Origin of the sequence: Nocardia pseudovaccinii NBRC 100343, assembly GCF_001613225.1 — a bacterium.
GTDB classification, from domain to species: domain Bacteria; phylum Actinomycetota; class Actinomycetes; order Mycobacteriales; family Mycobacteriaceae; genus Nocardia; species Nocardia pseudovaccinii.
In genome coordinates this window covers 34,544-56,272 of sequence record NZ_BDBY01000228.1, presented here as the reverse complement: position 1 = coordinate 56,272, position 21,729 = coordinate 34,544, and the positions used below count along the sequence as shown (strand labels likewise).

The following is a 21,729-nucleotide window of genomic DNA, read 5'->3' as shown; positions in this document are numbered from 1 at the left end:
TCGGCGTCAGTAGTAGTGCCGCCGACCGCCGACCGGGTGCCGCCCCACCGACCCGGCGAGGGCCAGTACCGCACCGATGATCAGCAATATGATTCCGGCTGTGGTGAGCAGACCGATGCCGAGTAGATACCCGACAATAAGGAGTATCAAGCCGAGGATGATCATCGTTCTTTCCTTTACTTGGTCGTCTTGACCGTTGCGCGGCCGGATGTTTCGACCGGTGCCGACCCGCCGGGCTGGCGCAGGAACCGATTCCAGCTCCACACCGGCTTACCGCCCTGCGGCGGGGTGGCCTGCGCGGCGGGTTTGGTCGCGGCAGGCGGTGGTGCCGCCGCCGGTGGCGTGCTTCGACGCTGCCCGGCGTCCTTTGCCTTGGTTTTTTCCTGGGCCGCCAACTCCCGGCGCGACTGCCGCAGATCACGCCGTGTGGCGCTGTTGCGGCGGGAACTACGCCAGACGCCCGCGAGTAGCAGGCTCAGGCCGAGCATCCCGATCGCTCCGATCGCGATCCCGTAGAGGAAAAGTTCCCCCGCGGAAGCGGTGAAGTGATAGTCGAATACCCCGAAATCGCTGGATGACGTACGAACTTCGCCCGTATTGGCCGCCACTCCGGCAACGCCGACAATTACCGCGCCGATGAGAACGACGAGCCCGATGAGAATGATCATGACAATCCCGTTGCGCTGGTTGACATTACCTTCTGGCTATGCCCGGTAATTCCGTAGTCAAACACCCGACCGGCGCGGCGTTTGGAAACTGCCGATTCGGTTATCTGCCGAATCGAAGGACAGCCACCTACAAGGAGGTCATGATGACCTATACCTTCGATATGACCGATTACTCCGACGAACGCGCTGTCGTCGCCGAACGCGCGCTCTACAACCTCGGCGGCGTGCAATCGGTCGACGTCGACCGCACCTCGGAAACCATCACCGTGAATTCCACCCTTTCCTACGGTGAAGTGCTCGACGCGATCCGCTCCGTGGGCGTCGGCGCGAAGTAGGCGGACCTGGTGTATTCGCTCGGGCTCGCCCCGCGCACGCGTTTGAATGCCGTGCTGAATCCGAAGGCATCCGCGTAGCCGACCCGGCGGGCCACCGCACTCACGGTGGCGCCGGGTTCGGTCAGCAGGTCCGCGGCGATCGTCATCCGCCAATCCGTCAGATAGGCCAGCGGCGGTTCGCCGACCAGTTCGGCGAACCGCTTGGCGAGCGTGGTGCGCGAGACTCCGGCGACGGCGGCCAGCGTGGTGAGTGTCCATGGTGCGCCCGGTGTTTCGTGCATCGCCCGCAATACCGGACCGACCACGTCATCGCTCGCGGCCCGGTACCAGGGCGGGGATTCCCGGTCGAACCAGTCGCGCAAGGTGCACACCAGTAGCCAGTCAAGTAGCCGGTCCAGTACCACCTGACGTCCAGGGCGCGGACCGGACAGCTGCACCTCCAGGTAGTCGCGCATCGGACCGCAATCGTGGTCATCGCTCACGACGGCCACCCGCGACAGCACGCGCAGCAGCCGATCGGGTACCGCGCCGCTGAGTTGATAGGTGCCCGCGAGCAGGACGGTGTCGCCGACCGGCTCCTCGACCGCGGTGCAGCACACGTCGACCGGATTGCCGGTGCCCGCCGGGTCATCGGTGAACACGAACGGCTCCGGACCGCGCACGATGGCGGTCTCCCCCACCCCGATACGGTGCGCCGCGCCGTCGACCACCAACCAGCCCTCGCCACGCAGCGGCGCGAGCAGGGTCAGCGCGGCGGCGTCGGTGAAGCGCACCGCGAACGACGCGGTCAGCACCGATGTACCGAATATCGCGCCGGTCGCGCGCACACCGCGCAGCAGATCGTCGAACGGGTCCACATCCCAACGATATCCACCGCGGATGATCGGACATGGACGGCGGACGCTCGTCCATGGTCGTCCGCCGCGGCGCCCGGTTGACTCGAATCATGACGATTCTGGTTCTCGGCAGTACCGGCAAGACCGGGCGACGGCTTGTCGCCCGCTTACGTGCGGCGGGCGAAAAGGTCCGCGCGGCCTCGCGTTCCGGCGAGGTGCGTTTCGACTGGTCCGAACCCACCACCTGGGCGGGTGCGCTGGAGGCCGCGGAGGCGGTCTATCTGATCGCACCCGATGATCCGGATCCGGTTGCCGCCTTTGTCGCAGAGGCGGTTTCGAGCGGTGTGCGGCGCTTCGTCGTGTTGTCGGGGCGCGGAATAGAGCATGTCAACGAGGAGTTCGGGGAGGGCATGCGCGCCGCGGAGGCGGCGGTCCGGGCCAGCGGTGCCGAATGGACCATATTGCGCGCCAATAACTTCGCTCAGAATTTCGACGAAGACCTGTGGTTCGACCCGCTGCGCGCCGGTCGGCTCGGCCTGCCGATGGGCGAGGTCGGTGAGCCGTTCGTGGATGTCGAGGATGTGGCCGAGGTGGCCGCCGCGGTGCTCACTCGGGACGGCCATGCGGGGCGGGTCTACGAGTTGTCGGGGCCGCGTGCGCTGACATTCGCGCAGGCCCTCTCGGAAATCGCCACGGCGGCAGGGCGCCCCATCGAATACGAGACTTTGACACCCGACGCCTACCGCACCGAACTGCTCGCCCATGGTCTTCCCGAGGAGGTCGCGACAGCGCTGAACGCGATGTTCGAGCTGATGCGCACTGGGCGCATCGCCGAACCGTCGGACGGCGTGCATGCGGTACTGGGCCGACCTGCCACCGATTTCGCCGAGTACGTCGAACGCGTCTGGTCCGCCCGACCGGTCTAACGCCGACCGAGGTCGAGGCGTCGAGTTACCCGGTCGACCAAGTCCGGAGGCATGCCGGGTTCGCGGCGGGCGGCCAGAGCTTCGCGGCGGCCCGCTTCGAGGACATCGGCCTGGATATCGCGAATCTTCATCACCAGATTCAGATCTCGGGCCGCGTGGGCCTTGGCGTCCTCGTCGGCGGCCTCCGGATCGGCGCGAGCCACGCGTTGGCGGAGTTGGCCGCGCAGGCGTTCGTGAAGGTCGTCGGGGAGCCCTTCGGTTTCGGCGATCTGCTCGAGGCAGTCGAGTTCCGCGCGGACGACACGTTCCCAAAGGCTCCGTTCGAGCAGCCGTTCCTTCTGGGAGTCGGCCTGAACACCGGTGAGCCGCACGACAAGTGGCAATGTCGGGCCCTGTAACAGCAGGGTGAACAGGACGACGGCGAAGGCCGTGAAGAGGATCTGGGTGCGGCCCGGAAACGGTTCGCGGGCATCGGTGAGCAGCGGAATGGCCAGTGCCAGTGCGATGGTCGCGACGCCACGCATGCCCGCCCACCAGGTGACGACCGTTTCCTTCCAGGTGTAGGGCTCGTCGGCGTCCTCGTCGCGCCACCACCACCTGCGCAGGGAAAGGGTGGTCAACAGCCACACCAGCCGCAGTCCGACCACCACCCCGACAACAACGCTCGCGACGCCGAGCAGTCGCGGCCAGCCGTCGCCCGTATCGTCGAGTACGACACCGAGTTCCAGGCCGATCAATCCGAAAGCGAAACCGCTGATCAGCATTTCGGTGATCTCCCAGAAGGCATCGCCGACCAGGCGATAATCGCGATCGCCGAAATTGGTGCCCGCATCGGTCAGATACAGCGCGCACACCAGTACCGCCAGCACCGCCGACCCCGAAAACGCCTCGGCCACACCGTAAGCGGCGAACGGCAACAGCAGGGTGAGCGCCACCTGCCAGGACGCCTCCGCCAGCTTGCTGGTCAACTTGCTGCCCGCATAGCCGAGCGTCATCCCGACCGCGATCGCGACGACCGCCGAGATCACGAACTCACCGGCCGCATGCCATGCCGAGAACTTGCCGGTGAGCACGGCCTGCACCGCGACGCTGTAGATGACGATCGCGGTCACATCGTTGAACAGCCCCTCGCCACCGAGCGTCACCACGAGGCGGCGCGGCAGGCCCAGCTTGCCCGCCATGGCCGTCGCGGCCACCGGATCAGGCGGGGCGACAACAGCACCGAGCGCCAGGCAAGCCGCCAATGGCAGCGCCGGATACCAGGCGTGGAAGACCGCCGTCACCGCGGCGGCCGTCGCGAACACCAACCCGACCGCGCGCAATGCGATCGGACCCCAATTCTCCGCGAACTGCCGCCATGAGGTCCGCCGTGCTGCCGCGTACAACAGCGGCGGCAGCACCAGCGGCAGGATCAGGTCGGGCGGCACATCGACTCGAGGAACCGCGGGTATCAGCGCGAGCACACATCCGAATACCGTCATCAGGACCGCCGATGCGATACCGAGTCGCCGCGCGAGCGGTTCGGCCAGGATCGTGGCGAACAGCAAGACGAACATCAGCACCAACTGGTCCATGACGCCCCAGTCTGCGGTGAGTTGCTGAGATTTCCCTAGCGACCGCGCCCATACGGCACTGTGAGTTTCCGGCGTTCCTGTCGCGTCAAACGGTTGGGCACCAGCTGCCACCAGGTCACACACCGCCACACCCATTCCATCGGGCCGTAGCGGAACCAGCGCAACCAGTAACAACTCCACAGTGCCTGCACCGCGATAATTGCGGCGGCCGAGCCGAGCAGTGCGCCGTAGCGATTGGAATCGGATAGGCCGAGCCATGGATCAGCGGCCAGGACAAGTCCGGTTGCCGAGACGTAATTGGTCAGCGCCATCCGCCCCATCGGCTCGAGCATCTCCGCGAAGACCTCACCGGTCTCGGTGCGCAGGAATAGCAGGAATCCGGTGAGATAGGCGAGCGCGCCGAGCAGTCCGGCGACCGGAGCCACACTGCCGGTCCACAGCGCGCTATACGGCATGCGGTACTCCCATACCCCTGCGGCCGCCGCCGCGGGCACTGCCAGCACGAACACCACCGCGATCCGCCAGCCGCGATAGCGCAGGTTATCCGCGAGGCCGAAGCGGTCGGCGGCCAGACCCAGCAGGAACAAACCGGGTACCAGGCCGAGCCCGCCGCCGATCGTGACCGGAACCCCGATCGTCGCGACCAACCCGCCGAGCAATATTCCATAGCGCGGTAGTCGTGCGGCAGGCAGCAAAACCACCAACCCGACGATCGCATACGGCAGCAACGCCTCACCCGGCTGGAAAACATGGTGGATCAGACCGAACACACCGAGCGCGACGAGCCGCCGCGCAAGTACCAGCCGCGGCCGGTCATCGCACTCGGCCGCGCGATCCAGGAACAGCGAAAAGCTGAGCCCGAACAGGAACGAGAAGATCGGAAAGAATCGTCCCTCGAACAGCACGCACAACACGTGCCGTGTCGGATCCACAGTTCCGGACCCGACCATCGCCCGCATATCGGTGATCTGCCAGATATTCACCACCAGAATCCCGCACAGCGCGAAACCACGCACGGCGTCGAGCTCGTGGATGCGCGGGCGCGCACCGGCGGGATCCATGCATCCACGCTATCGAGGGCCCGCTCCAGATCCGGTGAAGACAACGCCGCTCAGCCGAGGTTGGCGACGACCAGCGCGCACAGCTAAAGCATCCTTCGCCTGCCGCACCCATGCCGGTGAGCTCGAACACTAACACTTCATGCATTAACTATTCATGCGCTAAGTTTGATGGCGAACCTAGGAGGTGCCATGGAGATCGACGATCCGTTGCGGCTGGATCGGCAGGTGTGTTTCGCGCTGGCCGTGGCCAATCGGTCGGTGCTCGGTGTGTACCGCCCACTGTTGGAGCCGCTCGGGCTCACGCATCCGCAGTATCTGGTGATGTTGGCGCTGTGGGGTGAGGCGCCGATGTCGGTGAAGGCGATTGCCGAGGCGATTCAGTTGGATTCGCCGACGCTCTCGCCGCTGCTCAAGCGGCTGGAGTCGGCCGGGCTGATCACACGAGGTCGCGATAGTCGTGACGAGCGCAACCTCGTGGTGGATCTGACCCCGGCCGGGCGGGCGCTGCGCAAGCAGGCCGAGCGGATTCCGCCCGCCGTGGTGGAGCGGCTCGGCGTGACATTGGCGGATCTGGAGGAACTGCGCGAAGTACTGACCCGGGTCAACGAGGCCGCGCGTCGCGCGGGTGACCCTGCCACCGCACGAGGAGTGCACGCATGACCCGACCCAATCCCATCCAGTGGATCGGCTACGCCTTCGGGCGACGCCTGCCGGATTCGTTGCGCGAATGGGTGCGCAACGACCTCACCGGCAAGTACGCGACGCCACGTCATATCGTGCGCGGGCTGGTGCCGTTCACCCCACTGTTCGCCGTATTCCTGTTGTTCCCAGGCGAATTGTGGTTGCGCGGGTCGATGGTGCTGTTGGCACTACTGCTCGCACTGTTCTACACAACGGCCTTCATGCCGATGAATCGGGCGCATCGCCTGGCGAAACACGGACTCCCGGCGGATTTGCAGAATCCGGAGCGGGCGCGGCGGCGGGCGCTGGAGCGGGCGACCTACGCGGCGCAGCATCCGCATTGAGCAGACCAACCTGTCAGTGGACGGTGAGGTCCAGACGACGGTGGCGGCGCACGAAAATGCTCGGAACCCATTGGGCTGCATCGGGATTCGACGCACGGCCGAATGACGTGCCGCGGGTCAGGAGGGTTTGCAGAGCAACGCGGGCCTCCAACCGGGCCAAGGCCGCGCCGACGCAGAAGTGGATGCCTTTGCCGAAGGCCAGGTGATTACGTTGAGCCGGGCGGTCGAGGCGGATTTCGTTGGGCGCGGGGAAGATTGCGGGATCGCGATTGGCGGCCGACCACAGTAGGAGGAGGTGGCTACCCGCGGGGAGATCGGTGTCGCCGAGGGTGGTGTCGCGGACGACGTGGCGGTGGTGGGCGCGGAACGGAGACTCCAGGCGCAGAACCTCTTCGAGGAACGCGGCGAGCATGTCGGGTTCGGCGCGGAGACGGGTCTGGAGCGCGGGATCGATGGCGAGGATGCGGGTCGCATTGCCGATGAGGCCCGCGGTGGATTCGCCGCCCGCGCCGACGAGTTGGATGAGGATCAGGACGGCGACATCGCGGGCGAGTTCACCTGTGGCACAGGCTTTTGCCAGGTCACCGAGAAGGTCGTCGCCCGGATGGTCGCAAGCTCGGACGAGTTGGCGGCGCAGATAATCGGCGAGTTCGGTTGCGGCGGTTACGACGACAACCAGCCGGTCGGTGGTGACCACGCCGTCGAGCAGTTCATTACTCGTATAGCCCCAGGCCAGCAACTGGGGAATGTCCGCATCGGGCAGGCCGATCAGCTCGGCCACCAAGGTCATCGGCAATCGGTCGCCCATGGCCGACATCCACTCGATGTGTCCGTCACGGAAACCCTCCTCCCACAGTCGGTCCGCCGCAGCGGTAATGGTGGGTTCCAGTGCGCGAATGCGTTTCGCGACAAGCGCGGGCAGTACCAGTTTGCGGTGCGCCTGGTGGGTCGGATCGTCACCGGTGGCCAGGACGTGGATGGCCTGTCCCCCGCCGTCCAGATCGAAGACCGCCGCCGAACCATCGGGTTGGCGCACCAGGGCGGCGGTGAGGTTGGCGGAGAAGTCGGCGGGGCGGGTGGTCGCCGCCGTGACCAGATCCCAGCGACTGACCAAGTAGAAATCGGTGTCGGCGATGCGGTGCACCGGCGATTCGGTGCGCAGCCGGTCGTAGAGCGGATACGGATCGTCGAGTATCCCGGGGTCGAACAGGTCGATTTCAACTCGGGTCATTCGCTCGCCTCTCCGGCACGGTTTCGGTTTCCGCACACCAGATTTCGCGGTGCCGCCCGCCCTCGTCAATAGCCTCGGAAAACTGAGATTCCGGTACCGAATCCGCAGGTCGGACGCTGTCTCGGAGCCTGCCGCCCACCTCCTGATGTACTGCGAATCCACACCTAGAATGTCTCATCCTGAGACAAATTTCTGGAACCGTATCTGGAGGTCGCGATGACCGGACACCCCGACTGGCTCACCGGCGGCCACCGCCGCGACCTCGCGATCGAACGCATCCACGCCGCCGCGGCCGACCTCATCGCCCGCAAGGGCATGGCCGGACTGAATATCGACCACGTCGCCGCCGCGGCCGGATGCTCGCGCGCGACGGTCTACCGCTACGTCGGCGGGAAGTCGGCATTGCGCGATGCCGTATTGAGCGAGGCCACCGCCCGCAACGCCGAGATCATCCGGCGCGCCGTCACCGCCCACACCGGCCCCGACCGCATCACCCACGCGATACTCGCCGCGCTCGCAGCGGTCCGCGCCGACCCGGTCGCCACGGCCTTCCTGACGACGACCAGCCCGAACGAGGTCGACACCTATCTCGCGGGCAATCCCCGATTGGCCGAAGTCGCAACGGAACTCACCGGAACCAGCGGTGACCCGCTCGCCGGACAGTGGATCGTGCGCGTGGTCCTCTCGCTATTGTTCTGGCCCGCAACCGATCCCAGCGCCGAGCGCGCTCTCGTCGAACGCTACGTCCTCCCGGCCTTCGCGATTCACCAGTAGCGACGACGCGCGGAGCGTCGAGCGGTGAAGTTCGGCGGCCTGGTCTCGGTCGGCCTGGCGCGCCGACGGCTGCGCCATGGGGCGTCTGCGGGGCGGGTGGCGTGGAGTCGTTTCTTTCGCATAGCCGGGAGCGTCAGCGCAGGGCCCACGGGGCAATGGCCTGGACGGCGGGCCAGCCGAAGTCTTCGGTGTCCTCGTCTTCGACGAACCACAGCCAGTTCTGCACGGCTCGGACCAGCGTCCAGGCGCGGGCGCGATCCGGATCGAGTCCGGCGATATCGACGACGGCGGCGAATCGATCGTCGAGGGCGGACTCGGCGCGCCGATTCCACAGCAGCGACAGCGTGGTGAATTCGAGATCGCCCGCCAGGGGCTGCGGATCGATGACCAGCCATGGTTCGCGGGTGCCGCCGAGGACGTTCTCGTAGTGCAGATCCTCATTCACCAGCAGCCGGTCCGCACTCGGACCGAGCTGAGCGCAGACGTCGACGGCCGCGTCGAGCATCGTGCGCGGGAAGGGTCTGCCGAGGCGCTGCCAGTTCTTCGGTAATTCCTCGACCATGCGCCCGGCCTCGGTACGCAGGTCGCGAGAGATTCCCGGCGGAGCGGGGATGGCGAGCCGACGCAGCAGGACGGAGATGATCCGAACCGCGTCGTCGATGGGCTCGAAGTCCAATGACCGGGTGGGATCGAGTCGTTCCAGCAGGAGCGCGCCGTGCTCGGCGTCGCTGTCGAGCAATCGCACCGCGCCATTGCCCGCCCAAGCGGTCAATGCGACCGGTTCGTCGCGAGTCTCGGGAGTGAGATGGCCGAGTTTGAGCACAACCCGATTGCCATCCGAGCGCACGGCGGGCAGCACCAAGCCGCCGTAGCCATACATGGGTGCGCCCTCGAACCGAAGCCCCCAGCGCTCGGCGAACCGAGCCGCGAGTGCGGGCAGACCATCCAGCCAAGCCCGAGCCGCAGGCTCAATCTTGACGAGACGATCGGCGAAGAATTTGGGGACAACGATCACCAATCGAGCATCTCAGCCGTGTCGAACGAATTTCGTCGTCGTTCGGCTACGGGAATCCGGGCAGCGGGGGCAGTGGCGGCAGGAAAGGGAACGGATTCTCAGGCATCGGATTGGGGACCGGGTTGGGATTCGGATTCTGCGGGACTGGATTCTGCGGGACTGGATTCTCCGGCACCGGATTCTCCGGCACCGGGTTCTGCGGGACCGGGTTCTGCGGGACCGGGTTCTGCGGGACCTGGTTCTGGGGGACCGGGTTCTGGGGGACCGGGTTCTGCGGGACCTGGTTCTGGGGAACCGGATTCTGCGGAACCTGGTTCTGGGGAACCGGATTCTGCGGAACCTGGTTCTGCGGGACCGGCGGCGGTTCCGCGACGCCCTGACCTTGCGGTATGCAGGTCCAGTGGCCATCCGGCGACTGTCCCCATTGCGCGACGACCCCTTCGTGGGAGCAGTCGTCGCCGCTCCGGTGCGCCTCGCGCGCCTGTTCCTGCGGCGCGCAAACCCACAGGCCGTTGCGCTGATCCCATTGCGCGACGACCCCTTCGTGCGAGCAATCGTCGCCACGCTTGCGCGCCGGTTGCCCCGCGGAGGTCGTCGCACGGTTCGACTGTGGCACGAGCGGGGGCGCTTGACGGGCGGTGCTGCCTTTTGCGCTCGACGTGGCCGATGTCGGTGCGTCGTTGTTCGAATCCTGATTCGATCGCAGCAGCGCGATCGCGACCACCAGCGCGAGCGCGGCGGCGATAACGGCCGCGATGGTCAGGACACGACCGCTATCGTTTCTCGATGTCGTACCGCCGCCGGGTTCCACCATCACACCGCCTTCGTGCCGAGTAGGGACTACCTTCACGAAAAGCTCTGCTGGCAGGCTACCGAAGATCGCAGTGCGAAATACCAACTTTTGCGACCTGCGTTTGCGCAGGTAGTGCCTTATTTGATGCCGACGCGCACCTTGACGGCGTCATCGCCGGTTTCGTGCAACGCCTGACTGATCAGACCGCTGAGATCGATGCGCGGCGCACTGGCCGCGACCGCGTCGGCCAGCGGCCGCAACCCCGGAATGAGCGATTTCAGCTCGGGCCCGACCTTGTCCATCCATTCGGTCACCCGCTGCAGGAACGGCACCAGTCCGTCGCCCTCCAGATACATCTCCGGACTGTTCCCCGCCGTGACCAACCGACCGACCGCCTCGACGAGATCGTCCAGCGACTGACCGAACCGCACCAGATCGGGCGCACCGATCGAGGTGGCCGGTCCGGCCCATTCGATATCGCTCGCGGCCAGCTGAAAGCTATTGAGCAGTTCGGCGATTTTCGAGGCCCTGGTCATGATGGTGGCAGCGAGCAGATCGCCCGAGCGTGCCAGTTCCGGCATTACCGCGGACGTGCCGGAGATGGACTTGCCGAGCGTATCCACGATCGAGCCGACCACAGTGGGGTCCAGCTGGTTCATGGTCTTGGTGACCAGCCGCGCCACCTCCGGAATCGATAGCGGTGTGCGAATGTCTTTGGTATCGAGCCGCTGTCCGTCTTTCAGATACGGCCCGCCGTCAGTATTCGGCACGAACTGCACATAGGGCTCGCCGAGCGCGGAGAGCTGTTCGATGGTGACAGTGCTGTCGGTCGGCACCTGCTGGCCCTTGTCGACGCGGAAGCCGACCTCGACGCCAGCGGCCGTATTCTCCACCGATGTCACCTTGCCGATCGGGATACCGGTGAGCAGAATCGGTGAACCGACTCCCAGGCTGCCCGAATTCCGCAGCACCATGGACACATTGGTGTAATCGGCGAGCGGATCGAACCGCACCACACCGAAGGTAAGATAGCCCGCGCCGAGGATCAGGATGGCGGCGATGCCGCCGAGCGAGGCCAGCGAACCCACCTTCATCGGACCGCTCCGATCATGCGCAACGTTTGAATGATCCGATCCACCTGCTCGGGTTCGGATACCGCGGTGCCATCGGTCCTGATATTCAGCTTCGGCCCGCGCTCCACGAACGGAATGATCTTGTCGCGCAATAACGCGACGAGCATGGCCAGATTCGAGGGTGACCGCAGGTCCAGCGGACCACCGGTCAGCATCGGCACGAAGGCCTGCAGCATCGCGTCATCGGCCTGCATCAGCGGCGCCAGCCAGGTCATCGAGCGACCGACCGGGCCGAGTACGCCGAAGATATTCGCCACTCCGGCAAACGAATTCGTCGCCGCATTCACCTGCGCTACCGACTCCGCACTGAGGATATTGTCCAGTTCGGGCCGAATATCATGCAACACTTCGGAATTGGTGAGCAGGCCGTACAGCAGCGAATCCACCTGGTCGAGATTCGCCGCCAGATCCGCGGCATCGCCGCCCATCACCTTCGAAATGCGCGCGGTCTCCCGGGGATCCCGCGGCAGTACGGAATTGAATCGAGTGATGATGTCCTGCAGCTGGCCGATCGCACCGCCCTGCACGAAGAAGGCCATGGCGGCCATGGTGTCCTCGAGCTGTACCGGCGGCTTGGTCCGCTCGATCGGAATGGTGCCGTCGGGTCCGAGCAGCGCACCGAAACCATTCGACGGCGTGGTCAATGCGATGTGGATATCGCCCAGCACGGTGTTCTGCCGCAGCTCCGCAATGGTCGTGGTGGGCAGTTGCACCGACTTCGCGATATCGGCGTCGACTACCACGAATCCACCGCGGCCCGTTGGCGCATCGGCCGCCGGGACCACGGTCACCTTGTCGACCGTGCCGATCTGCGCACCATTGGCGATCACCTTGGCCTTGGCGGGCAGGTTGAGGACATTCGCGAATTCGATCCTCACGCGATAAGTGGCTCCGGATACCGATGTGCCGGGGACCGGCACCGATGACGGATCGAAAGCACAGCCGCCCAAGGCGATTCCGGTCGCCAGCACCGTCGCCACGAGACGCTTTTTCATCGTCCACCTGCCAATCCCAGTACCAGCGGGACGAGGTGCATATCGACCAAGCCGTCCGCGGCGCCCAGGCATTCGCCCGGCGCGAGGGCATTGACCGCGGCACAGACCTCTTCGGCGTTCTGCTGCGCAATGGCCACCTTCGGCGGCGCATAGCTGATGCCCGGCGCACCATCGGAAATCACCGTGCGGAATGCCGAGGTGAGCGCGGGCGTCATGAGCACCACATCGCGCAGCGAACCGACATTGGCGCGCAAGAGTTTGATCAGCGGCACACTGGCGTCGAGCGCGCGCATGATCGGATCACCGAACATGGTGGTGATGTCATTGAGCATGGGCAGAATTTGGCGCAGACCGTCGAAGAGTTGCACTGCGGGACCGAGCAATTCGGTACTGGCCTGATCCAGTGCGGGGCCGATGCGAACCAGCATGGACTGCAGGTCGCCCCAATACTGAGTCACCTTCTGCGATACCGAAGCGAACGCATCGAAAATGCCTGCCAGATGGCCGATATCGGCATCGGGGGATTTCAGTGCCGAGCCGAGTTTGCGAATCAGCTCGTTGACCTGTGGACCGGTGCCTGCGGTCGCCGCATCGATCGAGGCGAGCCCCTTGGCCAGCGAATTCTGATCGGATCCGTTGAGCTGATCGGAAAGCGAGGACAGCGCCGTCAACGTTTCGGTGAGGCTCTTCGGGGTGAGCGTTTTGGTGATGCACTGACCGCTGTCCCAGGGCCGCATGTTCTTATCACTGGACAGCACGGCCAGATTGCGATCGGCGACCACGGTGTCGGACACGGTGGTGGCCGAGGCATCGGCGTACACCGGATGGTCGGCATCGACATCGAATTCGACCCGCACGCTCTTGCCCTGGTTCCGCACCGAGGTCACCGTGCCGACCGTGATGCCGCGCATCGTCACCTGATTGCCCGGATAAAGTCCGATGCTGTCGGGCATTATGGCGCAATAGGATTCGGTCTTCCGCAGCGGATCGAAGGCGATGGAATACCCGCCGACGGCAAGCGCGGCGACAACGACGGCACCGGCGATCGACATGAACGCCTGCGAGCCGAGCACCCGATTCAGCATCAGCACGCCTTCCCGGGGAGCGGCACGCACACTGCACCGGACTGATCCACCACGATCCCGCCCTCAGGAATCACCAGGCCCCGCAATTTCTGACTCAGGTCGTGTGCGGAGGAGATGATCGGCTCGAGCTGACCGCCCATCTGCTCCAACCGCGGCAGGGCATCGGCCAACTGCTGCGCCTTGGGTTTCAGTGTGGAATCCCAGAACGGCGCGACGGCAGCGACCCGCTGAACCACGCTGTTGAGCAAGGCAATCGATTCGCGCAGCTCGGCGCGCTTATCGAGGAGTACGGTCTCGAGCAGATTGGCATTCTCCATCAACCTGCGCAGATCGCTCTTCGCGCCGTCGTACATGGTCACGTATTCATCCGCCACCGCAATGGCATTGGAAACCTGGGTGCGCTGGCGGTCGATGGCATCGATATAACTGCCGACCGTGTCCAGCGTGGTGCGCAAGGTATCCGGCGCACCCTCGACCGACTTGTCGAGTGCGGCCAGATTGCGCCGCAAGGTATCACCGTCGATCTTGCCGATCGGGGTCGTCGCATCCTGGAAGGTCTGAATCAGGCTGTAGGGCAGGCGAACTCGATCGGCCGGAATCGGCTTGTCGCCGAGCGGCTCGGTGCCCGCCGGGAACAGCGCGATGTAATGGCCGCCGACCACGGTTAGCATGCGCACGTCCAGCGAGGTCTGGTCGCCGACGAAAACATCGGAGTCCACGGTGAATCGCATGACGACTTTATCCGGTTTCAGCTCCAGCGATTTCACGGTGCCGACCGAGATGCCCGCCAATCGGATATCGTCGCCGGACTTCACCGACTGCGCCTCGGACAGCTCAGCGGTATAGGTCGTCTTGCCGAACGGAATCACGTAAAGCGCTGCGGCAGTGCCCATTGCGATGACCACGAGCACCGCGCCGATAATGCCGAGCCGCACTTCTTTGCGCAGCCGGGCCGGTTCGTCGAGGATCGGCCTGTTTCCGCCGAACCACCGTCTCACCCGTTGCATACGGCCACCTTCTGTCCGCCGATCAGCACCTGCACCGGATTCGGCAGCTCCGCTTTCCCTCTGCTGCACTCCGGTTTCCAGTCCGCGATGGTGCGCGGCACGGCATTGTCGATCGAGGCGAGCAGCCCCGGTAACTTGCCGAAAACGTCGACGGCTTCCTGCGGGTCGGGAAAGAGTTTGCGGATGAGCCCGTCGATATCCGCGCCGCTGTCGGCGGTCAGGCCGACGGAGGCGAGCAGCCGGTCGAGCGGTCCGAGCACCGAGGGCGCGTTCATCGCGAATTCGGCGAGGCCGCCGATATTCGCCTGCAGCGCTTGGAAAATATCGGTCAGCCGGGCCAGCAGCGGAACCAGATAGTGCACCCGGCCACCGACCCGGTCGGCGAGTTCGGACATATTGCGCACCAGCGTCGCGATCACCGTCTGCCGATCGCCGACGTATTCGCTCAGCTTGCCGATGGCATCCATGGCCGGACCCAAACCCGAACCGTCGCCCTCGAGCACCGCGAGCATGCTCTCGGTGAACTGGTTGACGGCTTCCGGAGACATGGTGGCCAGCACCGGTTTCAGGCCGTTGAACAGGCTGGTCACATCGAAGGACGGCAACGTCATCTCGGTATCGACGACCGCGTTCGCGGGCAGCCGGACACCGGGATTCGGCTGCTGCTGCAGGTCGATATACCGCTGGCCGGTGAGGTTTTGATAGCGGATCGCCAGGGTGCTGTTGTCATAGATCGGCGTAGAGGTCTTGACGGTGAGCCGGACCTTGGCCTCGAGGCCGTCGAGCGATAGGCCCTCGACCTTGCCGACCTGCACGCCGTACATGCGCACGTCATCACCGACCTTCAGGCCGTTGGCATCGGTGAACAGCGCATCGTGCACCTCGGTATCCCCGGCCACCGGCCGCTTGATCGCCGTCAGCACGAGCGAGAGCACCACGATCATCACCGCGGCGAAAACCCCGAGCCGCCAGGCCGCGCCACGTACCGTCATCGCACACCCGCCTGACCGAGCAGCGGGACCGCGATACCGGGCACACCCCGCAGATCGACATCGAGATTCAGCACCGGACCGTCGGGCGTATCCGGCATGGCGGCCCGCAGCCGCTCGAGCAGGGCGCGCAGTTCGGCCGCGGACTGCTGGGGCCTGGGGACCATCTGCGCCAACACATTCAGTATCGGCGCGAGCATGTCGGCGCCCTCGGCGAAGTGGCCGCCCGCGGTGGTCAGCGTGGTCCCGAGCGCGGGCAGGATGCTGCCGGTCAGCGCGGCGACACCGCGGTCGTAGCGTTCGCGATCGGTCTGCAGGATCTTGATATCGCGGATCTGGTCGAGAACCTGGATGGTCGCGCCCGCGAATTTGCCACCGCCGTCGAAGGCCGGGCCGAGTCTGCCGACGAGTTCGGAGGTCGGCATGGTCTGGTTGTCGGCAATGGTGCGCGCCACCGTGATCAGCGCCTGCACCAGTGGGGTGAAAGCCTGGAAATCCGCGGAGACCTGGGCGATGACACTGGCCAGCTGCGGTGTGAATATGGTCGCGCCGACCTGGGACAGGCTGCGCAGGATGCTGCCCATCGTCGCGTCGTAGACATCCGCCGCGCGTCTCCCGGTCAGCTCGATGACCGCATCCGGTCGCAACGGCGAACCGCCCGGGCCACGGCGCAATTCGAGTTCGCTGATGCCGAACAGGTTGGCGGGCGCGTAGTCGACACGCAGGCTGTCATCGATGCCGAAGAGCCGAGACTGGTCCAGCTGCAAGGTGATTCGCTGGGTGCCGCGCTCATCCGGCGCGACCCGCGCGACCGTGCCGACCAGTACACCGTCGAGACGCACCTGCGTGCCCGCACTGACACCGTCACCGATTTCCCGGGTGTGCAAGGCGATCCGCAGGCCCTCGTCGGCGCGCAGGTTCCGATAGAGCGTAGTCGCAAGGGCGACGACGGCTATCAGCGCGATGATCGCCGAACCAACCGTCCGCGAACGCTTCTTATCCGCGGCAACGCCGGGCATTCCATACTTCGGCATCCGCTACCCCGTAAAACTGATCGCCGCGTTGAAGCCCCACAGCACAATGCTGAGCACCATGTCGATCGCGATAATGGCCACGAAACTCGTGCGCACCGCGCGACCCGACGCGATACCGACGCCCTCGGGGCCGCCCGTGGCGAAGAATCCGTAATAGCTGTGCACCAGGATCACCACCGTCCCGAAGATGGCGACCTTGATCACCGCGGCGATCACGTCGAAGCCGGAGACGAACTGGAAGAAGTAGTGGTCGTAGACACCCGCGGACTGGCCGTGCACGAGCGTGATGATGCCGCGGCAGGCCGCGTAGCTGAGGATCAGCGCGATCAGGAAGGTCGGCACGATGGCCAACGCACCCGCGAGCACCCGGCTGGTGACCACGAACGGCACCGAGCGCAGACCGAGCGCCTCGATGGCGTCGATCTCCTCGGAGATGCGCATCGAACCGATCTCCGCGGTGATCCGGCAACCCGCCTGTGCCGCGAAACCGACCGCGGCCGCGATCGGCGCCAACTCACGAGTGGTGGCGTAGGCCGAGACGATGCCGGTGACCGGCCCCATCCCGAGCATGCTCAGCGTCGCGAACGATTCGACCGCGACGGATGCGCCCATCACCAGACCGAGCACGATCATCATCGGCACTGTCCCGCCGCCGACCACGACCGAGCCGCGACCCCAGGTCATATCGGTGATGGCACGCATGGTCTCACCGCGATACCGCTTCAGCGTCAACGGAATCGCCGCGAGCACCTGCCACACGAATACCGCGACGAAGCCGAACCCGTCGACCGCACCGAGCACCCGACTACCGCGACGGAAATACCGCGTGATCCAGCCGAACCCCTTGGGGGCGTAGGACGAAATCGCCATCACGCCAGCCTCGTCGGCAGGAACATGGCGGTGACCTGCGTGAGCACCAGATTCACCACGGTGATCGAGACGACCGAAAGCACCACGGCGGCGTTCACCGCATCGGCGACACCGCGCGGTCCGCCCTTGGCCTCTAGCCCGCGCTGGCACGCGATGACCACCACGAGAAAGCCGAATATCAGCGCCTTCACCAGCGAGACCCACACATCCGCGGTAGTGGTGAACGAGCCGAAGGTGGCCCAGTAGCTACCCGGCGTGACGCCCTGTCGGCCGATGGCGACCGCGTATCCGGCCATGATGCCGACGAAAATGATCAGGATATTCAGCAGCGGCGCGACCACCAGCATCGCCGCCATTCGCGGGATCACCAGGCGGTGGATCGGGCTGATGCCCATGGTGTTCAGCGCGTCGATCTCTTCGCGAATGGTGCGCGCGCCGAGGTCCGCCGCAATGGCGGCCGCGCCTGCGCCACCGAGCAGAAAGCCGGTCGCCATCGGTGCGCCCTGCTTGATGACGCCGAGTCCACCCGTCGCGCCGAGCAGCGAATCGGCGCCGAGGGTGTGAATGAGATTGCCGACCTGGATCGAGACGATCACACCGAACGGGATCGCCATCAAGATCGCGGGGACGGTCGTGACGGTGATCAACCGCCAAGCCTGGAGCAGGGCCTCGCGCCATTGGAATTGGCCGCGGGCGATATCACCGACCGCGCCGAAGACCGACTCCTGCGCGACGCCGAACGCCCGGCCGAAGGTGCGCAGCGACGAGCCGACCGTATCCGAAAAGTTCTTCCGGACAACCGAACTCGCGGATTCGCGGGTATGCAGGTCCGGCGTCATAGTCCGTATCCCGGTGTCGCGCCTGCGGCACGGGCTGTGTCGAATTTCATGCCGCACTCTCCGGATTCGGCGTCGATGCCAACATCCAGCAAGCTAATCGTTACGGCGAGTAACAACAAAATCAGCGAGCTGTGATGCTCGACACCTAGTCGCCGTTTCCCCGCTCAGCGTGGTCATTCATGGATCCGGTCACACCGGCTACGGACTGGCGGCGAGAAACACAAAAGCCGAGAACAGAGCCACATGGACACCACCCTGCAGCAGCGTCGCGCGACCCGGCACCACCGTCAGCACACCGGCGACGACCGTCAAAGCGAGCAGCACCATCTGCGTCGCACCGAGCCCGAGGACCAGCGGACCGTCTAGCCAGATAGTTGCTAAGGCGATCGCCGGAATAGTCAAGCCGATGCTCGCCATGGCGGAGCCGAGCGCGAGATTGAGGCTGATCTGCACCTGATCGCGGCGAGCGGCACGCACGGCCGCGAGAGTTTCCGGCAGTAGGACGAGCAGTGCGATGACCACGCCGACCGCGGACTGCGGCAGACCAGCCGAGGCGACGGCTGATTCGATCGACGGCGAAACCACCTTGGCCAGACCGACGACCGCGACCAAGGCGACCATCAACATGGCCAGGCTGAGCAGCGTCGCGCGCACGGTGGGCCGATCGCCGCGCTCATCAGCGCCATCGGATTCCTCGACGGGCAGGAAATCATCGCGATGCCGGACGGTCTGCACCATTACGAACAGGGCATACAGCAGTAGGGAAGCCGCCGCGGCGAAGGCCAACTGCGCTGGGGAGAATTCCGGCCCGGGCTTACTGGTGGTGAAGGTCGGCAGGACCAGACTGAGGGTGGACACGGTCGCAACCGTGCCGAGCGCCGCGCCGGTGCCCTCGGCATTGAATACCGCCACCCGCCTGCGAACCGCACCGACCAGCAACGCCAGACCGAAAATACCGTTGCAGGTGATCATGACCGCCGCGAAAACGGTGTCGCGGGCCAGCGCCGCGGACTTCTCCCCACTGCTCACCATCATCGTGACGATCAGCCCGACCTCGATCACCGTCACCGCCACCGCGAGCACCAGGGACCCGAACGGTTCACCGACCCGATGCGCGATGACCTCGGCGTGCTGCACCGCCGCCAGCACCGCACCGGCCAGTGCGGCGATCACCACGACCACGCCGATTCCGGGTAGCGATCGCCCCCAGGTGGCGGCCAGGATGATCGCGGCTAGTAGCGGGATGAATACGGTCCAGCGGGAAGTCGACGCACGGAGCATGACTTCCATCGTGTCAGCAAATTATTCGCGCTCGATCGCGTGTGATCGGGCGCATGCGGTGCGTCAGTCGTCGAGATCGATCCGGACGGTCAGCAAGTCGGTGCCGAGCAATCGAACACCCGCGCTGTTGGCCTTGGGCAATGTTTGCAACCGCGCGCGCGGATCGTCATCCGGCAGTAGGTGCGCGGTACCGGTGTGCCAATGTCCGTGCAGCCGCAATCGAACCTGGTTGTCGGCCTTGATATTCCGAATGTATTGGGACTTGTCACCGAATTCGGAGACGAGCCAGAACTCCTTGCCGACTCGTCGCCCCCCGATCGGCGTGATACGCGGCTGCCCGCTCTTGCGCCCGACGGTCTCCAGCAACTGCTGCGTCGGCAATCTGCGCAGAATCGGATTTCCCAACCGCCGCTGAAATGTAGTCACGACTCGGTGCTGAACATCACGCAAGTTCGCCATGTGCCGACGCTAGCACCGGCCGATCGCATCTGCGGCGACCGTTGCTCGCCACGCCGACATCCGATGCCGGTTCGATGTTCGCCGCGACAACGGTCGCGCTGTAGTGCACGCACAGATGGGCCGAGACATCGCGCTTCACCTCACGATCCCGCCAGCCGAACACGCACGGATTTCGGCCATTGCGACGATCGACTCGAGATTCGTGTACTGGATAGCGCGGCGATAAGCGACAATGTGCGGAGTGCGGACCCAGTTCACTCGCGAGCTCATCGCGTTGACCAATGATTTGACGCTCATGTGTCGGCTCGCCCACGATGCCGCCGAGCGTGCCACGGCCGCGCTCGGCGATGCCGATCTCGCCGCCACCTATGAGGCCTTCGCAATCGACGAGCAGCTACAGAAGATGTACTCCGCCTGCGAGGCGAGAACGGTGGTGCTGCTCGCACTGCAGGCGCCGGTCGCGCGCGACCTGCGGCATGTGGTCACCGCCATCCAGATCGCCGGTGAACTGTCCCGGATCGGCTCGCTGATCAACCGCGTCGCCGATCAGGTCTACAAGTACCATCCGGAACCCGTTGCGCCCCAACCACTGATGGATATCCTCACCGCCATGGGTCGGCTGGCCGCACACCATACCGCGCTCGCAGGCGAATCGGTCGCCACCGGTCGTCAACCCGTCACTCCCGAATCCGGGGCCCCCGCAATGGATCAACTTCAGCAACAACTCCACTCGGCCCTGACCGAACGAACCGCCACCGAAGCCGCCATCGATATCGCCATGGTGGGCAATAACCTCGAACGCTGTATCGACCACACCATCCGCATCGATCGCCTGATCCGCTTCCTGGACACCGGAATTCCGCCGACAGCCCAAACTTCCGACGCAGGTTAGGAGTTGCGGCGGGCAATGGTGTAGAGGTCGCGGGCGGGGCCGGTGAGGCGGCGGCCCGTCGGCCAGACCGCACGCAGGGTTCGAGTCAGATCCAGGCCGGTGACGGTCAGGGAAACGAGAGTGCCCGAGGCGATTTCGGCGGCTACGGCCAGGGAGCTGAGGACGGCGGGCCCGACGCCGGAGGCGACCGCGGTTTTGATCGCGGTGGTGGAGGACAGCTCCAGCGCGACCGTGGGTTCCCAGCCCGGAATGGCCCGCGCGACAGCATTTTCGAACCAGGTCCTGGTGCCCGATCCGGGTTCGCGTTGGATCAGCGCGGTTCGAGCGAGTTCGGCCAGGTCGACCGAGCCCTGCCCGGCCCAGCGGTGCTGCGGGGCGACCACGACGACCAGCTGATCGCGGGCGACGATATGACTGTCCAGCCCACGGAAATTCCGCGGGCTCTCGATAAAGCCGATGGCGTCCTTGCCGTCGAGCACCGCCTGCGCGACCTCGACGGAATTGCCGGACTGCAGCGCGATCGCGGTATCGGGTGCCGTGGCGCGCAGGGTCATGAGCCAGCCGGGGAACAGGTATTCGGCAATGGTTTGACTTGCCGCCACCCGCAGGTGCGAATCACGCTCGGAGCGCAAGCTGTCGATGCCCGCGTCCAATTGCTCCGCCGCATCGACGACCCCGCGCGCCCATTCGGCGATTAATGCCCCGGCGGGCGTGGGCCGGGAACCGAGCGTGGTGCGCTCCAGCACCGGCACGCCGACCAGCTTCTCCAGATAGCGGATGCGGGAGGACGCCGAGGGCTGGCTGATGCCGTGTGCCTGCGCCGCGCGTCCGAGACTGCCTAGTTCGATGACCGAAAGCAGCAGGTCAAGCGCGGCCAGGTCGGGGACACGCGGCGACAGGGGCATAG

25 protein-coding genes are annotated in these 21,729 nt (G+C 65.5%); 6 read left to right on the top strand and 19 right to left on the bottom strand.

What is annotated here, in order from left to right:
* Positions 1-6: 6 nt before the first annotated feature.
* On the bottom strand, positions 7-165 hold the full coding sequence (locus tag NP3_RS49315; protein WP_169814592.1) for a DUF6131 family protein: 159 nt from the start codon (positions 163-165) through the stop codon (positions 7-9).
* 11 nt (positions 166-176) lie between these two features.
* Positions 177-668, bottom strand: a complete 492-nt coding sequence (locus NP3_RS28905) for an OPA3 family protein (RefSeq protein WP_063044755.1) — start codon at positions 666-668, stop codon at positions 177-179.
* Between the two features lie 143 nt (positions 669-811).
* Here NP3_RS28905 and NP3_RS28900 point away from each other — a divergent pair, with 143 nt between their 5' ends.
* Positions 812-1,003, top strand: coding sequence for a heavy-metal-associated domain-containing protein (locus NP3_RS28900; protein ID WP_157124600.1), 192 nt, complete (start codon positions 812-814; stop codon positions 1,001-1,003).
* Here NP3_RS28900 and NP3_RS28895 read toward each other — a convergent pair.
* Entirely contained in the window at positions 952-1,860 is a 909-nt protein-coding gene (locus NP3_RS28895; RefSeq protein ID WP_063044753.1) for an AraC family transcriptional regulator, read from the bottom strand. The two genes, NP3_RS28900 and NP3_RS28895, sit on opposite strands and share 52 nt — an antisense overlap.
* A gap of 89 nt (positions 1,861-1,949) precedes the next feature.
* Between NP3_RS28895 and NP3_RS28890 the strand changes: the two genes are divergently transcribed.
* Entirely contained in the window at positions 1,950-2,765 is an 816-nt protein-coding gene (locus NP3_RS28890) for an NAD(P)H-binding protein (RefSeq protein ID WP_063044775.1), read from the top strand.
* On the opposite strand, the gene NP3_RS28885 is transcribed toward NP3_RS28890, so the two are convergent.
* Both NP3_RS28885 and NP3_RS28880 read right to left on the bottom strand, forming a co-directional pair.
* Positions 2,762-4,339 carry a Na+/H+ antiporter gene (locus tag NP3_RS28885; RefSeq protein ID WP_063044752.1) on the bottom strand — a complete coding sequence of 526 codons (1,578 nt, stop codon included), beginning with the start codon at positions 4,337-4,339 and terminating at the stop codon, positions 2,762-2,764. The two genes, NP3_RS28890 and NP3_RS28885, sit on opposite strands and share 4 nt — an antisense overlap.
* 35 nt (positions 4,340-4,374) lie before the next feature.
* On the bottom strand, positions 4,375-5,400 hold the full coding sequence (locus NP3_RS28880) for a DUF418 domain-containing protein (RefSeq protein ID WP_063044751.1): 1,026 nt from the start codon (positions 5,398-5,400) through the stop codon (positions 4,375-4,377).
* A 189-nt stretch (positions 5,401-5,589) separates the two neighbouring features.
* Between NP3_RS28880 and NP3_RS28875 the strand changes: the two genes are divergently transcribed.
* Both NP3_RS28875 and NP3_RS28870 read left to right on the top strand, forming a co-directional pair.
* Positions 5,590-6,060: a MarR family winged helix-turn-helix transcriptional regulator gene (locus NP3_RS28875; protein WP_157124599.1), complete on the top strand. Its 471-nt coding sequence runs from the start codon at positions 5,590-5,592 to the stop codon at positions 6,058-6,060.
* A complete protein-coding gene (locus NP3_RS28870; protein WP_063044749.1) occupies positions 6,057-6,425 on the top strand; it encodes a DUF5313 family protein in 369 nt (122 codons plus the stop codon). Before NP3_RS28875 ends, NP3_RS28870 begins: the two co-directional genes overlap by 4 nt.
* Positions 6,426-6,438: 13 nt before the next feature.
* Here the strand turns inward: NP3_RS28870 and NP3_RS28865 are convergent, their stop codons facing one another.
* The gene (locus NP3_RS28865) at positions 6,439-7,656 is read right to left on the bottom strand and encodes a cytochrome P450 (protein ID WP_063044748.1); all 1,218 of its coding nucleotides are present in this window, start codon (positions 7,654-7,656) and stop codon (positions 6,439-6,441) included.
* A gap of 216 nt (positions 7,657-7,872) precedes the next feature.
* On the opposite strand from NP3_RS28865, the gene NP3_RS28860 reads away from it, so the two are divergent.
* Complete coding sequence (locus NP3_RS28860) at positions 7,873-8,430, top strand: TetR/AcrR family transcriptional regulator (RefSeq protein ID WP_063044747.1); 558 nt, start codon at positions 7,873-7,875, stop codon at positions 8,428-8,430.
* Positions 8,431-8,563: 133 nt separating this feature from the next.
* Here the strand turns inward: NP3_RS28860 and NP3_RS28855 are convergent, their stop codons facing one another.
* The 12 genes from NP3_RS28855 to NP3_RS28800 all read right to left on the bottom strand — a co-directional run bounded on the left by NP3_RS28855 (position 8,564) and on the right by NP3_RS28800 (position 19,930).
* Positions 8,564-9,445, bottom strand: coding sequence for an aminoglycoside phosphotransferase family protein (locus NP3_RS28855; RefSeq protein ID WP_084509117.1), 882 nt, complete (start codon positions 9,443-9,445; stop codon positions 8,564-8,566).
* Between the two features lie 46 nt (positions 9,446-9,491).
* The gene (locus tag NP3_RS28850; RefSeq protein WP_063044745.1) at positions 9,492-10,259 is read right to left on the bottom strand and encodes a hypothetical protein; all 768 of its coding nucleotides are present in this window, start codon (positions 10,257-10,259) and stop codon (positions 9,492-9,494) included.
* A 116-nt stretch (positions 10,260-10,375) separates the two neighbouring features.
* Positions 10,376-11,332 carry an MlaD family protein gene (locus NP3_RS28845; protein ID WP_063044744.1) on the bottom strand — a complete coding sequence of 319 codons (957 nt, stop codon included), beginning with the start codon at positions 11,330-11,332 and terminating at the stop codon, positions 10,376-10,378.
* Entirely contained in the window at positions 11,329-12,366 is a 1,038-nt protein-coding gene (locus tag NP3_RS28840) for an MlaD family protein (RefSeq protein ID WP_063044743.1), read from the bottom strand. The genes NP3_RS28845 and NP3_RS28840 overlap by 4 nt, the downstream gene beginning before the upstream one ends.
* Complete coding sequence (locus NP3_RS28835; protein WP_063044774.1) at positions 12,363-13,451, bottom strand: MlaD family protein; 1,089 nt, start codon at positions 13,449-13,451, stop codon at positions 12,363-12,365. Before NP3_RS28835 ends, NP3_RS28840 begins: the two co-directional genes overlap by 4 nt.
* Positions 13,451-14,458, bottom strand: a complete 1,008-nt coding sequence (locus NP3_RS28830; protein ID WP_063044742.1) for an MlaD family protein — start codon at positions 14,456-14,458, stop codon at positions 13,451-13,453. Before NP3_RS28830 ends, NP3_RS28835 begins: the two co-directional genes overlap by 1 nt.
* On the bottom strand, positions 14,446-15,450 hold the full coding sequence (locus NP3_RS28825) for an MlaD family protein (protein ID WP_063044741.1): 1,005 nt from the start codon (positions 15,448-15,450) through the stop codon (positions 14,446-14,448). Before NP3_RS28825 ends, NP3_RS28830 begins: the two co-directional genes overlap by 13 nt.
* Positions 15,447-16,481, bottom strand: a complete 1,035-nt coding sequence (locus NP3_RS28820; RefSeq protein ID WP_063044740.1) for an MlaD family protein — start codon at positions 16,479-16,481, stop codon at positions 15,447-15,449. The genes NP3_RS28825 and NP3_RS28820 overlap by 4 nt, the downstream gene beginning before the upstream one ends.
* A 3-nt stretch (positions 16,482-16,484) precedes the next feature.
* Positions 16,485-17,351 carry an MlaE family ABC transporter permease gene (locus tag NP3_RS28815; protein WP_063044739.1) on the bottom strand — a complete coding sequence of 289 codons (867 nt, stop codon included), beginning with the start codon at positions 17,349-17,351 and terminating at the stop codon, positions 16,485-16,487.
* The gene (locus NP3_RS28810; protein WP_063044738.1) at positions 17,351-18,190 is read right to left on the bottom strand and encodes an ABC transporter permease; all 840 of its coding nucleotides are present in this window, start codon (positions 18,188-18,190) and stop codon (positions 17,351-17,353) included. Before NP3_RS28810 ends, NP3_RS28815 begins: the two co-directional genes overlap by 1 nt.
* Positions 18,191-18,388: 198 nt before the next feature.
* Entirely contained in the window at positions 18,389-19,471 is a 1,083-nt protein-coding gene (locus NP3_RS28805; RefSeq protein WP_063044773.1) for a calcium:cation antiporter, read from the bottom strand.
* Positions 19,472-19,534: 63 nt separating this feature from the next.
* The gene (locus NP3_RS28800) at positions 19,535-19,930 is read right to left on the bottom strand and encodes a nitroreductase/quinone reductase family protein (protein WP_063044737.1); all 396 of its coding nucleotides are present in this window, start codon (positions 19,928-19,930) and stop codon (positions 19,535-19,537) included.
* Positions 19,931-20,171: 241 nt separating this feature from the next.
* Between NP3_RS28800 and NP3_RS28790 the strand changes: the two genes are divergently transcribed.
* Positions 20,172-20,822 carry a phosphate signaling complex PhoU family protein gene (locus tag NP3_RS28790; protein ID WP_063824942.1) on the top strand — a complete coding sequence of 217 codons (651 nt, stop codon included), beginning with the start codon at positions 20,172-20,174 and terminating at the stop codon, positions 20,820-20,822.
* Here the strand turns inward: NP3_RS28790 and NP3_RS28785 are convergent.
* Positions 20,819-21,727 carry a LysR family transcriptional regulator gene (locus tag NP3_RS28785; RefSeq protein WP_063044734.1) on the bottom strand — a complete coding sequence of 303 codons (909 nt, stop codon included), beginning with the start codon at positions 21,725-21,727 and terminating at the stop codon, positions 20,819-20,821. The genes NP3_RS28790 and NP3_RS28785 overlap by 4 nt on opposite strands.
* Between the last annotated feature and the right edge of the window lie 2 nt (positions 21,728-21,729).

What these genes read in the sequence shown, in the direction of transcription:
- NP3_RS28835 (WP_063044774.1), bottom strand. Translation starts at nt 13,451, where the DNA reads ATGCTGAATCGGGTGCTCGGCTCGCAGGCGTTCATGTCGATCGCCGGT.
- NP3_RS28900 (WP_157124600.1), top strand. Translation starts at nt 812, where the DNA reads ATGACCTATACCTTCGATATGACCGATTACTCCGACGAACGCGCTGTC.
- NP3_RS28890 (WP_063044775.1), top strand. Translation starts at nt 1,950, where the DNA reads ATGACGATTCTGGTTCTCGGCAGTACCGGCAAGACCGGGCGACGGCTT.
- NP3_RS49315 (WP_169814592.1), bottom strand. Translation starts at nt 165, where the DNA reads ATGATCATCCTCGGCTTGATACTCCTTATTGTCGGGTATCTACTCGGC.
- NP3_RS28905 (WP_063044755.1), bottom strand. Translation starts at nt 668, where the DNA reads ATGATCATTCTCATCGGGCTCGTCGTTCTCATCGGCGCGGTAATTGTC.
- NP3_RS28785 (WP_063044734.1), bottom strand. Translation starts at nt 21,727, where the DNA reads ATGCCCCTGTCGCCGCGTGTCCCCGACCTGGCCGCGCTTGACCTGCTG.
- NP3_RS28820 (WP_063044740.1), bottom strand. Translation starts at nt 16,481, where the DNA reads ATGCCGAAGTATGGAATGCCCGGCGTTGCCGCGGATAAGAAGCGTTCG.
- NP3_RS28845 (WP_063044744.1), bottom strand. Translation starts at nt 11,332, where the DNA reads ATGAAGGTGGGTTCGCTGGCCTCGCTCGGCGGCATCGCCGCCATCCTG.
- NP3_RS28840 (WP_063044743.1), bottom strand. Translation starts at nt 12,366, where the DNA reads ATGAAAAAGCGTCTCGTGGCGACGGTGCTGGCGACCGGAATCGCCTTG.
- NP3_RS28885 (WP_063044752.1), bottom strand. Translation starts at nt 4,339, where the DNA reads ATGGACCAGTTGGTGCTGATGTTCGTCTTGCTGTTCGCCACGATCCTG.
- NP3_RS28810 (WP_063044738.1), bottom strand. Translation starts at nt 18,190, where the DNA reads ATGACGCCGGACCTGCATACCCGCGAATCCGCGAGTTCGGTTGTCCGG.
- NP3_RS28830 (WP_063044742.1), bottom strand. Translation starts at nt 14,458, where the DNA reads ATGCAACGGGTGAGACGGTGGTTCGGCGGAAACAGGCCGATCCTCGAC.
- NP3_RS28860 (WP_063044747.1), top strand. Translation starts at nt 7,873, where the DNA reads ATGACCGGACACCCCGACTGGCTCACCGGCGGCCACCGCCGCGACCTC.
- NP3_RS28800 (WP_063044737.1), bottom strand. Translation starts at nt 19,930, where the DNA reads ATGGCGAACTTGCGTGATGTTCAGCACCGAGTCGTGACTACATTTCAG.
- NP3_RS28815 (WP_063044739.1), bottom strand. Translation starts at nt 17,351, where the DNA reads ATGGCGATTTCGTCCTACGCCCCCAAGGGGTTCGGCTGGATCACGCGG.
- NP3_RS28825 (WP_063044741.1), bottom strand. Translation starts at nt 15,450, where the DNA reads ATGACGGTACGTGGCGCGGCCTGGCGGCTCGGGGTTTTCGCCGCGGTG.
- NP3_RS28865 (WP_063044748.1), bottom strand. Translation starts at nt 7,656, where the DNA reads ATGACCCGAGTTGAAATCGACCTGTTCGACCCCGGGATACTCGACGAT.
- NP3_RS28870 (WP_063044749.1), top strand. Translation starts at nt 6,057, where the DNA reads ATGACCCGACCCAATCCCATCCAGTGGATCGGCTACGCCTTCGGGCGA.
- NP3_RS28880 (WP_063044751.1), bottom strand. Translation starts at nt 5,400, where the DNA reads ATGGATCCCGCCGGTGCGCGCCCGCGCATCCACGAGCTCGACGCCGTG.
- NP3_RS28875 (WP_157124599.1), top strand. Translation starts at nt 5,590, where the DNA reads ATGGAGATCGACGATCCGTTGCGGCTGGATCGGCAGGTGTGTTTCGCG.
- NP3_RS28850 (WP_063044745.1), bottom strand. Translation starts at nt 10,259, where the DNA reads ATGGTGGAACCCGGCGGCGGTACGACATCGAGAAACGATAGCGGTCGT.
- NP3_RS28805 (WP_063044773.1), bottom strand. Translation starts at nt 19,471, where the DNA reads ATGCTCCGTGCGTCGACTTCCCGCTGGACCGTATTCATCCCGCTACTA.